The sequence below is a fragment of the Pseudomonas syringae genome, from assembly GCF_000737245.1.
Lineage (GTDB): Bacteria > Pseudomonadota > Gammaproteobacteria > Pseudomonadales > Pseudomonadaceae > Aquipseudomonas > Aquipseudomonas syringae_J.
On the sequence record NZ_JPQU01000072.1, the window covers coordinates 1 to 12,436 of the forward strand.

The 12,436-nt window shown below is 53.7% G+C and carries 6 protein-coding genes, 2 tRNA genes and 2 rRNA genes; 4 read left to right on the forward strand and 6 right to left on the reverse strand.

Annotated features, from left to right (window positions below; translation table 11 throughout):
* Nucleotides 1-200 precede the first annotated feature (200 nt).
* The 6 genes from IV01_RS03790 to IV01_RS03765 all read right to left on the reverse strand — a co-directional run bounded on the left by IV01_RS03790 (nt 201) and on the right by IV01_RS03765 (nt 8,117).
* Nucleotides 201-3,094 (reverse strand): 23S ribosomal RNA (locus IV01_RS03790).
* 228 nt (nt 3,095-3,322) lie between these two features.
* Nucleotides 3,323-3,398, reverse strand: a tRNA-Ala gene (locus tag IV01_RS03785).
* Nucleotides 3,399-3,447: 49 nt separating this feature from the next.
* Nucleotides 3,448-3,524: transfer RNA gene (locus IV01_RS03780), tRNA-Ile, on the reverse strand.
* An 80-nt stretch (nt 3,525-3,604) separates the two neighbouring features.
* Nucleotides 3,605-5,143 (reverse strand): 16S ribosomal RNA (locus IV01_RS03775).
* Together the 16S and 23S rRNA genes with 2 tRNA genes alongside form the textbook arrangement of a ribosomal RNA operon.
* Before the next feature lie 560 nt (nt 5,144-5,703).
* Nucleotides 5,704-6,924 (reverse strand): CaiB/BaiF CoA transferase family protein, encoded by a 1,221-nt coding sequence (locus IV01_RS03770; RefSeq protein WP_032631007.1) that lies wholly within the window; start codon nt 6,922-6,924, stop codon nt 5,704-5,706.
* A gap of 11 nt (nt 6,925-6,935) precedes the next feature.
* The gene (locus IV01_RS03765; protein ID WP_032631008.1) at nt 6,936-8,117 is read right to left on the reverse strand and encodes an acyl-CoA dehydrogenase; all 1,182 of its coding nucleotides are present in this window, start codon (nt 8,115-8,117) and stop codon (nt 6,936-6,938) included.
* Between the two features lie 152 nt (nt 8,118-8,269).
* Between IV01_RS03765 and IV01_RS03760 the strand changes: the two genes are divergently transcribed.
* The 4 genes from IV01_RS03760 to tssK all read left to right on the forward strand — a co-directional run.
* Complete coding sequence (locus IV01_RS03760) at nt 8,270-9,166, forward strand: LysR family transcriptional regulator (protein WP_032631009.1); 897 nt, start codon at nt 8,270-8,272, stop codon at nt 9,164-9,166.
* A 456-nt stretch (nt 9,167-9,622) separates the two neighbouring features.
* Complete coding sequence (gene tssB, locus IV01_RS03755; RefSeq protein ID WP_032631011.1) at nt 9,623-10,114, forward strand: type VI secretion system contractile sheath small subunit; 492 nt, start codon at nt 9,623-9,625, stop codon at nt 10,112-10,114.
* 45 nt (nt 10,115-10,159) lie between these two features.
* Complete coding sequence (gene tssC / locus IV01_RS03750; protein ID WP_032631012.1) at nt 10,160-11,698, forward strand: type VI secretion system contractile sheath large subunit; 1,539 nt, start codon at nt 10,160-10,162, stop codon at nt 11,696-11,698.
* 24 nt (nt 11,699-11,722) lie between these two features.
* Nucleotides 11,723-12,436, forward strand: a 714-nt coding sequence (gene tssK / locus IV01_RS03745; RefSeq protein ID WP_032631013.1) for a type VI secretion system baseplate subunit TssK, incomplete at its 3' end; no start/stop codon positions are given.

Sequence of the window (12,436 nt, forward strand, 5' to 3'; positions counted from 1 at the left end):
TGAGTTCGGGATGGGATCAGGTGGTTCCAATGCTCTATGGTCGTCAAGAAATTCGGTAGCCGATTCGTGCCCTTGCGGGACGCCTCAGCAAATGGGTATGTGATAGCTCAGGTTCAGTGTGCGAACAAACTTTCGGTTCGTGTCGTCTTCACAGTCACCGCAATCTGTCCCTTTCGGGTCGCAAATTGCTTGGGTGTTATATGGTCAAGCCTCACGGGCAATTAGTACAGGTTAGCTCAACGCCTCACAGCGCTTACACACCCTGCCTATCAACGTCGTAGTCTTCGACGGCCCTTCAGGGAACTCAAGGTTCCAGTGAGATCTCATCTTGAGGCAAGTTTCCCGCTTAGATGCTTTCAGCGGTTATCTTTTCCGAACATAGCTACCCGGCAATGCCACTGGCGTGACAACCGGAACACCAGAGGTTCGTCCACTCCGGTCCTCTCGTACTAGGAGCAGCCCCTCTCAAATCTCAAACGTCCACGGCAGATAGGGACCGAACTGTCTCACGACGTTCTAAACCCAGCTCGCGTACCACTTTAAATGGCGAACAGCCATACCCTTGGGACCGGCTTCAGCCCCAGGATGTGATGAGCCGACATCGAGGTGCCAAACACCGCCGTCGATATGAACTCTTGGGCGGTATCAGCCTGTTATCCCCGGAGTACCTTTTATCCGTTGAGCGATGGCCCTTCCATACAGAACCACCGGATCACTAAGACCTACTTTCGTACCTGCTCGACGTGTCTGTCTCGCAGTCAAGCGCGCTTTTGCCTTTATACTCTACGACCGATTTCCGACCGGTCTGAGCGCACCTTCGTACTCCTCCGTTACTCTTTAGGAGGAGACCGCCCCAGTCAAACTACCCACCATACACTGTCCTCGATCCGGATAACGGACCTGAGTTAGAACCTCAAAGTTGCCAGGGTGGTATTTCAAGGTTGGCTCCACGCAGACTGGCGTCCACGCTTCAAAGCCTCCCACCTATCCTACACAAGCAAATTCAAAGTCCAGTGCAAAGCTATAGTAAAGGTTCACGGGGTCTTTCCGTCTAGCCGCGGATACACTGCATCTTCACAGCGATTTCAATTTCACTGAGTCTCGGGTGGAGACAGCGCCGCCATCGTTACGCCATTCGTGCAGGTCGGAACTTACCCGACAAGGAATTTCGCTACCTTAGGACCGTTATAGTTACGGCCGCCGTTTACCGGGGCTTCGATCAAGAGCTTCGCGTTAGCTAACCCCATCAATTAACCTTCCGGCACCGGGCAGGCGTCACACCCTATACGTCCACTTTCGTGTTTGCAGAGTGCTGTGTTTTTAATAAACAGTCGCAGCGGCCTGGTATCTTCGACCGGCAGGGGCTTACGCAGTAAATGCTTCACCTCCACCGGCGCACCTTCTCCCGAAGTTACGGTGCCATTTTGCCTAGTTCCTTCACCCGAGTTCTCTCAAGCGCCTTGGTATTCTCTACCCAACCACCTGTGTCGGTTTGGGGTACGGTTCCTGGTTACCTGAAGCTTAGAAGCTTTTCTTGGAAGCATGGCATCAACCACTTCGTGTTCTAAAAGAACACTCGTCATCAGCTCTCGGCCTTAAGATCCCGGATTTACCTAAGATCTCAGCCTACCACCTTAAACTTGGACAACCAACGCCAAGCTGGCCTAGCCTTCTCCGTCCCTCCATCGCAATAACCAGAAGTACAGGAATATTAACCTGTTTTCCATCGACTACGCTTTTCAGCCTCGCCTTAGGGACCGACTAACCCTGCGTCGATTAACGTTGCGCAGGAAACCTTGGTCTTTCGGCGTGGGTGTTTTTCACACCCATTGTCGTTACTCATGTCAGCATTCGCACTTCTGATACCTCCAGCAAGCTTCTCAACTCACCTTCACAGGCTTACAGAACGCTCCTCTACCGCATCATCAAAAGATGATACCCGTAGCTTCGGTACCTGGTTTGAGCCCCGTTACATCTTCCGCGCAGGCCGACTCGACTAGTGAGCTATTACGCTTTCTTTAAAGGGTGGCTGCTTCTAAGCCAACCTCCTAGCTGTCTAAGCCTTCCCACATCGTTTCCCACTTAACCAGGATTTTGGGACCTTAGCTGACGGTCTGGGTTGTTTCCCTTTTCACGACGGACGTTAGCACCCGCCGTGTGTCTCCCATGCTCGGCACTTGTAGGTATTCGGAGTTTGCATCGGTTTGGTAAGTCGGGATGACCCCCTAGCCGAAACAGTGCTCTACCCCCTACAGTGATACATGAGGCGCTACCTAAATAGCTTTCGAGGAGAACCAGCTATCTCCGAGCTTGATTAGCCTTTCACTCCGATCCACAGGTCATCCGCTAACTTTTCAACGGTAGTCGGTTCGGTCCTCCAGTTAGTGTTACCCAACCTTCAACCTGCCCATGGATAGATCGCCCGGTTTCGGGTCTATTCCCAGCGACTAGACGCCCTATTAAGACTCGCTTTCGCTACGCCTCCCCTATTCGGTTAAGCTCGCCACTGAAAATAAGTCGCTGACCCATTATACAAAAGGTACGCAGTCACCCAACAAAGTGGGCTCCCACTGCTTGTACGCATACGGTTTCAGGATCTATTTCACTCCCCTCTCCGGGGTTCTTTTCGCCTTTCCCTCACGGTACTAGTTCACTATCGGTCAGTCAGTAGTATTTAGCCTTGGAGGATGGTCCCCCCATGTTCAGACAAGGTTTCTCGTGCCCCGTCCTACTCGATTTCATGACAAGGAGATTTTCGCGTACAGGGCTATCACCCACTATGGCCGCACTTTCCAGAGCGTTCCGCTAATCTCCAAGCCACTTAAGGGCTGGTCCCCGTTCGCTCGCCACTACTAAGGGAATCTCGGTTGATTTCTTTTCCTCAGGGTACTTAGATGTTTCAGTTCCCCTGGTTCGCTCCATACACCTATGTATTCAGTGTAAGGTAACCATCTTATGATGGCTGGGTTCCCCCATTCAGACATCTCCGGATCACAGTCTGTTTGCCGACTCCCCGAAGCTTTTCGCAGGCTACCACGTCTTTCATCGCCTCTGACTGCCAAGGCATCCACCGTATGCGCTTCTTCACTTGACCATATAACCCCAAGCAATCTGGTTATACTGTGAAGACGACATTCGCCGAAAGTTTGTTCTCACAAACTTTACCTTAGCCTGGACACGCACCAGTGAAAGAGGTGCCCAGTCTATATTTCTATCACATACCCAAATTTTTAAAGAACGATCTAATCAAAGACTAGAAATCAACACTCACCATCCAATCGATGGAGTGCTCATTTCTAAGCTTTCAAACAGAAGCAGCAAATGGTGGAGCCAAACGGGATCGAACCGTTGACCTCCTGCGTGCAAGGCAGGCGCTCTCCCAGCTGAGCTATGGCCCCATATACTACGGGTTAGCGTAACGCTCTGACCAACAACTCACCAGGCAACTGGTGGGTCTGGGCAGATTCGAACTGCCGACCTCACCCTTATCAGGGGTGCGCTCTAACCAACTGAGCTACAGACCCAAAATAGGGCTGCTTCTATCGTCTTCTTCAATGAATCAAGCAATTCGTGTGGGAGCTTGTGCTGCAGCTGAGTCGTCGATTAAGGAGGTGATCCAGCCGCAGGTTCCCCTACGGCTACCTTGTTACGACTTCACCCCAGTCATGAATCACACCGTGGTAACCGTCCCCCCGAAGGTTAGACTAGCTACTTCTGGTGCAACCCACTCCCATGGTGTGACGGGCGGTGTGTACAAGGCCCGGGAACGTATTCACCGCGACATTCTGATTCGCGATTACTAGCGATTCCGACTTCACGCAGTCGAGTTGCAGACTGCGATCCGGACTACGATCGGTTTTGTGGGATTAGCTCCACCTCGCGGCTTGGCAACCCTCTGTACCGACCATTGTAGCACGTGTGTAGCCCAGGCCGTAAGGGCCATGATGACTTGACGTCATCCCCACCTTCCTCCGGTTTGTCACCGGCAGTCTCCTTAGAGTGCCCACCATAACGTGCTGGTAACTAAGGACAAGGGTTGCGCTCGTTACGGGACTTAACCCAACATCTCACGACACGAGCTGACGACAGCCATGCAGCACCTGTCTCAATGTTCCCGAAGGCACCAATCCATCTCTGGAAAGTTCATTGGATGTCAAGGCCTGGTAAGGTTCTTCGCGTTGCTTCGAATTAAACCACATGCTCCACCGCTTGTGCGGGCCCCCGTCAATTCATTTGAGTTTTAACCTTGCGGCCGTACTCCCCAGGCGGTCAACTTAATGCGTTAGCTGCGCCACTAAGAGCTCAAGGCTCCCAACGGCTAGTTGACATCGTTTACGGCGTGGACTACCAGGGTATCTAATCCTGTTTGCTCCCCACGCTTTCGCACCTCAGTGTCAGTATCAGTCCAGGTGGTCGCCTTCGCCACTGGTGTTCCTTCCTATATCTACGCATTTCACCGCTACACAGGAAATTCCACCACCCTCTACCATACTCTAGCTTGCCAGTTTTGGATGCAGTTCCCAGGTTGAGCCCGGGGATTTCACATTCAACTTAACAAACCACCTACGCGCGCTTTACGCCCAGTAATTCCGATTAACGCTTGCACCCTCTGTATTACCGCGGCTGCTGGCACAGAGTTAGCCGGTGCTTATTCTGTCGGTAACGTCAAAACACTTACGTATTAGGTAAATGCCCTTCCTCCCAACTTAAAGTGCTTTACAATCCGAAGACCTTCTTCACACACGCGGCATGGCTGGATCAGGCTTTCGCCCATTGTCCAATATTCCCCACTGCTGCCTCCCGTAGGAGTCTGGACCGTGTCTCAGTTCCAGTGTGACTGATCATCCTCTCAGACCAGTTACGGATCGTCGCCTTGGTGAGCCATTACCTCACCAACTAGCTAATCCGACCTAGGCTCATCTGATAGCGCAAGGCCCGAAGGTCCCCTGCTTTCTCCCGTAGGACGTATGCGGTATTAGCGTCCGTTTCCGAGCGTTATCCCCCACTACCAGGCAGATTCCTAGGCATTACTCACCCGTCCGCCGCTCGCCACCAGGTACAAGTACCCGTGCTGCCGCTCGACTTGCATGTGTTAGGCCTGCCGCCAGCGTTCAATCTGAGCCATGATCAAACTCTTCAGTTCAAACATCTTTGGGTTTTGAGAAAACCCTAAACTTGGCTCAGCAATCGTTGGTTATTTCTTTGATTTCTCGCGGAGTAACTTACGATGCTGATAATCAGTTGACTTCAGTCTGACAGCGCAAGCACCCACACGAATTGCTTGATTCAATTGTTAAAGAGCGGTTGGTTGATTCTTTCGTATCAACCGAGGCGCGCATTCTACAGCAGCCTCTGCATCTGTCAAGTGGTTATTTTAAGAAGTTTTCAAAGTTTCCCTTGCAACTTCAACCACTTGCGCTTCGATCAACATCACGTTGCTCGTTAGCGGGAGGCGAATTCTACAGCGTTACAACCTGCTGTCAACTACCTTTTTTCACCGCTTTCGATCAACCTCATCGAAACCTCTTCTTCGCTAACCGAACCGTCCAACTCATTGATTATCAAGGAGTTTTTCGTTCTGTCTGCGCCAGAAGAGGTGCGAATTATAGAGAGATTCAGAACCACGTCAACCGTTAATTTGAACTTTTCTGCAAAAAGCCAAAATAGCCCCTTTCTTCTATATAGAACCTACATAAAGAAGCGCTAAAGCACACCAGCAGTACGCAGCCGACCCACCTCTTCAGCCGGCAGCCCTAGCAGCCTCTCAAGGACAGCGTCTGTATGCTCGCCTAAAAGAGGTGGGGCGCTTCGATACTCAACCGGGGTTTCAGATAACCGAATCGGGCTGGCCACCTGAGGAACACTCCCGCCCAGCAAATGGGGCAAGCTCATTGCCAAGCCCCGCGCCCGAACCTGGGGATCAGCGAAAACCTGAGCGAGATCATTAATCGGTCCACAAGGTACGCCAGCAGACTCCAGCTCACTGACCCATTGCGCAGTCGTCTTGAAGACCGTCGCCTGTCGTATCAAAGGAATCAGGTCGGCACGGTGAGCAACACGCAGCTTATTAGTAAGGAAGCGTGGATCGTCTGCCCATTGAGCCTGCCCGGCTACCTCGGCGAACTTTCGGAACTGACTGTCGTTACCCACCGTCAGGATAAAGTCGCCATCAGCCGTAGGAAAATCCTGATAAGGCACGATGTTCGGATGCGCGTTACCCAGCCGCACCGGAGCCACTCCCGTCGTGAGGTAGTTCAATGCCTGATTAGCCAGACACGCGACCTGTACGTCGAGCAAAGCCATGTCTATATGCTGGCCAAGACCACCCTGATCGCGATGAGCCAATGCCGCAAGGATGGCAGTGCTGGAATAGACACCGGTCAGCACATCCGTGAGCGCGACGCCCACTTTTACCGGCCCCGCACCTTCCTGCCCCTCTTCGCGCCCAGTCAGACTCATCAAGCCACCCAGACCTTGAATCATGAAGTCGTAACCGGCGCGCTTGGAATAGGGCCCCGTCTGACCAAACCCCGTAATAGAGCAATAGATAAGCCGTGGGTTAATAGCCTTGAGCGATGCGTAGTCCAGCCCATAGGCGGCAAGGCCACCCACCTTGAAGTTTTCAATCAAGATGTCGGACTTCGCCGCCAGCTCCCGAACCAGCTTCTGCCCCTCAGGCAAGGTGAAGTCGACAGTGACCGATTGCTTGTTCCGATTCGCCGACAGGTAGTACGCAGCCTCACTGGTGTTCTCACCCTGCGGATCCCTCAGGAACGGCGGCCCCCATGCCCGCGTGTCATCGCCCTTCCCCGGCCGCTCCACCTTTATTACTTCAGCCCCAAGATCCGCCAGAATCTGCCCCGCCCAAGGGCCTGCCAATACACGCGACAAGTCCAATACCCGGATATGCGAAAGCGCCCCCATATTCAGGCTCCTTAATAGAAAGCCTGAATGCCGGTTTGCGCGCGCCCCAGAATCAGTGCATGGACGTCGTGAGTACCTTCGTAGGTGTTCACCACTTCAAGGTTGACCAGGTGCCGAGCGATACCGAACTCATCGGAGATCCCGTTTCCGCCGAGCATGTCGCGGGCCATTCGGGCGATGTCCAGAGACTTGCCGCAGGAGTTGCGCTTCATGATCGAAGTAATCTCCACCGCCGCAGTACCTTCATCCTTCATGCGGCCAAGGCGCAGGCAGCCTTGCAGTGCCAGAGTGATTTCAGTCTGCATGTCAGCTAGCTTTTTCTGGATCAACTGATTAGCGGCCAGAGGACGTCCGAACTGCTGGCGATCAAGCGTGTACTGCCGCGCCGTATGCCAGCAAAACTCAGCCGCCCCCAACGCGCCCCAGGAAATGCCATAGCGAGCCGAGTTCAGGCACGTAAAGGGCCCCTTCAAGCCGCGCACATTCGGGAAGATGTTCTCTTCAGGAACAAACACGTTGTCCATGACGATTTCGCCTGTGATCGACGCACGTAGCCCAACCTTGCCATGAATAGCCGGAGCACTCAGGCCAACCCAACCTTTCTCCAGGACAAAACCACGAATATCCCCAGCGTCATCCTTACCCCAGACCACGAATACATCTGCGATCGGGCTGTTGGTAATCCACATCTTGCTACCCGACAACCTGTAGCCGCCTTCGACTTTCTTTGCACGAGTGATCATCGCGCCAGGGTCAGATCCGTGGTTCGGCTCCGTCAGACCAAAACAGCCGATCCACTCACCGGACGCCAGCTTGGGCAAATACTTCTCTTTTTGCGCCTGGGTGCCGAACTCATTGATGGGCACCATGACCAACGAAGACTGAACGCTCATCATCGAGCGATAGCCCGAGTCGATACGCTCGACCTCCCGAGCAATCAGCCCATAGCACACATAATTAAGGCCACTGCCGCCGAACTCTTCAGGGATCGTCGCACCTAGCAGGCCGATTTCACCCATTTCGCGAAAAATCGCCGGGTCAGTGTGCTCATGACGAAAGGCCTCAAGCACGCGGGGCGCCAGCTTGTCCTGAGCAAACTGAGCCGCGCTGTCACGCACCATGCGCTCTTCTTCTGTGAGCTGTTGGTCCAACAGCAACGGATCAATCCAGTTGAAGCTTGCCTTGCCAGCCATGAGCCACCCTTATTCATTGAATACTTGTGGGAAGAGCCTAGCCCTGCAGCAGCGCACCTACAAACGATGAATCCGCACTCACCTGTGCTAATTTCTCACTCCGAGATCGCCAATAAGAACAATATTCGCTGCGACAAGTGAGGAGCACGTACATGCGTCGTAAAATCCCCAGCACTGCGGCATTGGTGAGCTTCGAAGCCGCGGCCCGCCACGAAAGCTTCACCAAGGCTGCCGACGAGCTGTCCCTGACCCAGAGTGCAATTTGCCGACAGATCGCCAGCCTGGAGTCCTTCCTGGGCATCGAGCTGTTCCGCCGCTCTCGACGGGGCGTGAAGCTCACAGAAGCAGGCCTGTCCTACAGCCGACGCATCGCCACGCAACTGGACGCGGTGGAGCGCGATACCTTGTCGATCATGGGTAACCAGGGTGCAAACGCCATCGAGCTGGCCGTTGTGCCGACCTTTGGTACGCAGTGGCTACTGCCGCGCTTGAAAGACTTTCAAAAGCTGCAGCCTGAAGTCACCGTCAACCTCACCAACCGCACTCGGCCGTTCCTGTTTGCCGACACCGATTTCGATGCCGCCATCTACTTCGGCGATGCCGACTGGCCAGGCACCGAAGCCTACCGGCTGATGGGCGAAAACCCCGTGCCCGTCTGCAGCCCCGCCCTGCTGAACGGCCAGGAAAGCCTGGAGGCGACGCAAATTGCCGAACTGCCACTGCTCCAGCAAACCACCCGCCCCTACGCCTGGCGACAATGGTTCAGCGGCCTGGACATGACCGTCGCTCGCGATATGACCGGCCCGCGTTACGAACTGTTCTCCATGCTGGCACAGGCCGCCAGCCACGAAATGGGCATCGCGCTAATCCCACCCTTCCTGATCCAGCGCGAACTCGCGCAAGGACGCCTGACGATCGCCAACCCCCACGCCCTCTCCAGCCCCAAGGCTTATCACCTGATGATCCCCGTGCGCAAAGTCGAGTCAGCGTCGCTGCGTGCGTTTCGGGATTGGCTTATCAAACAGGCCAAAGACTACGAAGGCCTGTAGCCTCGAAATCGCACGACCTGTAGGAGCTGCCGAAAGGTTATGGCGCGTTGACCAGTGACAGCGCGAAGAATAGCGATCCGGTCCGGCCTAGGTGCGGTAATTATTCCTATTGTTTGCGATGTAGAAAGCGGGGAACTGATACAAGGCGTGGCGACGCATGTGGCCGTTTTGTGAACTGGTTTACCTGACTAGTCTCAAGAATTGTAGGAAACGTCGCCAGCGCACTGTGGAAACTTCCGAGAGTGCCCTTAGCGGGTAGAGTTACAGCTTGTATTCAATTACCCTTCAAAAATTAAAGGCAGGATGCATCTCACAAACGATGTTTCAAATGTATGTGAAAAGGGATTTATCAGCGATGGCTGACGGCAACTGTTAATGGTGGTCGGCGAAAGTTGTAAGTCTCGTTTCTTGATCGATTTCGCAACAGAATTTTCTGTTCGCAGGTCTGGAGGAAATATGGCTTCAAATAGTTTTCAGAATGAAGTGCCCAAGGCGCGGGTCAATATCAAGCTCGATTTGCATACAGGCGGCGCGCAAAAGAAAGTTGAGTTGCCTCTCAAATTGATGGTGATGGGCGACTACAGCAACGGTAAAGAGTCGCGACCGCTGTCTGAAAGAAGCAAGGTCAATATTAATAAAAATAATTTCGATAGCGTATTGGCCGAATTCTCGCCAAGCCTCAAGCTCGCCGTGGAAAACACATTGGTGGGCGATAACTCCGACACCTCGGTAGAGCTGAACTTCCAAAGCATGAAGGATTTCGAGCCGGAGCAGATAGCTCGTCAGATCCCGGAACTGCGCGCTCTGCTGGCAATGCGCAACCTGCTGCGCGATCTGAAATCGAACCTGTTGGACAACTCCACCTTCCGCCAAGAGCTGGAGCGCATCCTCAAGGATGATGCGTTGAGCAATGAGTTGCGCGCTGAACTGGCTGCGCTAGCTCCCTAGGAAAATCGTTAATTCACTTCGGTTCGTTTAAAAGGAAGTAGCCACATGTCCGCGAAACAGTCTTCCGCACAATCGGGCGGCGATACAGTATTGTCTGCAGAAAGCCAAAGTGTTTATGGCACTCTGTTCGAAAAAATCAACTTGAGCCCTGTGACAACGCTCACGGGTATTGATGTATTTCAAACTGATGAGGCACTGGCCGACGCTTCGGCTGATGAGCGCGTCACTGCAGCAGTCAGTGTGTTTTTGAATCTGCTCAAGCAGTCCTCGAAGAAAGTCGAACGTCTGGATAAGACGTTGCTGGATACGCACATCGCCTCTCTTGATGAGCAAATCAGCCGCCAACTCGACGCAATCATGCACCATGAGGATTTTCAGCGAGTTGAATCCATCTGGCGCGGTGTCAAGTCGCTGATTGATCAGACCGACTTCCGTCAAAACGTCCGTATCGAACTACTGGATATCAGTAAAGAGCACTTGATCCAAGACTTTGAAGATGCGCCGGAAATCGCCCAAAGCGGTTTATATACGCATACCTACACCCAGGAATATGACACGCCGGGTGGTGAGCCTATCGCGGCGGCTATTTCAAACTACGAATTCGACCGGAACCCTCAAGACATCGCCCTTCTGCGCAATATCTCGAAGGTGGCGGCCGCAGCGCACATGCCTTTCGTTGGCTCTGTGGGGCCTGCGTTCTTCGGCAAAGAAACGATGGAAGAAGTCGCAGCCATCAAAGACATCGCCAATTATTTTGACCGCGCTGAGTACATCAAGTGGAAGTCGTTTCGCGACAGCGACGACTCTCGTTATATCGGCCTGACCATGCCACGCGTGCTCGGTCGCCTGCCCTATGGTCCCGACACCATCCCCGTTCGCAGCTTTAACTACGTTGAGCGCGTCAAAGGACCTGACCATGATCGATACCTTTGGACCAATGCCTCGTTTGCCTTCGCCGCAAACATGGTCAAGAGTTTCATCGCCAATGGCTGGTGTGTACAGATTCGCGGCCCACAGTCAGGCGGCGCGGTCACGGATCTGCCAATTCATTTGTATGATCTCGGCACCGGCAATCAGGTAAAAATCCCTTCGGAAGTGATGATCCCTGAGACTCGTGAATTTGAATTCGCCAACCTCGGCTTCATTCCGCTTTCCTACTATAAAAACCGGGATTACGCCTGCTTCTTCTCGGCTAACTCTGCCCAGAAACCAGCTCTGTACGACACCTCTGAAGCGACAGCAAACAGCCGCATCAACGCACGCCTGCCTTACATCTTCCTGCTGTCGCGCATCGCTCATTATCTGAAGTTGATCCAGCGCGAGAATATCGGGACAACCAAAGACCGCCGTGTGCTTGAGCAGGAGCTCAATCGCTGGGTGCGTGGGCTGGTGACTGAAATGACTGATCCAAGTGACGATTTGCGAGCTTCGCACCCTTTGCGCAATGCATCGGTAACTGTCGAAGACATTGACGACAACCCGGGCTTCTTCCGAGTCAAGTTGTATGCCGTGCCTCACTTCCAGGTGGAAGGCATGGACATCAATCTGTCGCTGGTTTCGCAGATGCCCAAGGCCAAGGCCTAAGTCACTTCGTAGGGAAACGACCTCATGAAAATCGACCGTCCGCTCTGGTATGCGGGGACACTGCTGTCTCCGCAGCAGTTCCAGCAACAGGCACGTTGGGAAGCCTGGACCAATGAATCTCTCGCCCATTTGTCCTTGATACACCCTTGGGGTGTACAGGCAGTAGCGTTTGATGCAGAAGCCATGCGCCTGGGTAAGCTCAAGGCCACCCAACTGTGCCTGCGCATGCCCGATGGCACCTTGATCGACACCGATTACGTTGATCGGCTGCCACCGGCGCTTGAACTTGCGAAGTTACCACCTGAAAGCGTTCAGAACGCTACCTTGCTACTTGCCTTGCCGCTGGAGCAGGCCAATGGCAACAACTGTTTGTTTGACGGCACACGAGCGGATCGGCCGATGCGCTATATCCAGGATTGGCGCAAGGTACAGGACGTCTTTGCAGACGAGATACAGGAAATCGGAGTGCTTGAGCACGCCCTGAGCCTGCGCCTGGATAGTGATGCCAATGCCGACTATTTAACGTGCCCTTTGGCGCGACTGGTGCGCGATGGCCAAGGCTCCTGGAGTCTGGACACCGCCTATGTCCCGCCACTGCTTAGCTTTGCTGCGCATCCGGGATTATTGACGCAGCTTGATAACTTATTGACCCAGATGGCCGCCAAACGTGAGCGGCTGATGGGCAAGCGCGAACAGGTCATGCAATACGGCGAAAGCGACCTGGCCTTTATCACCCGC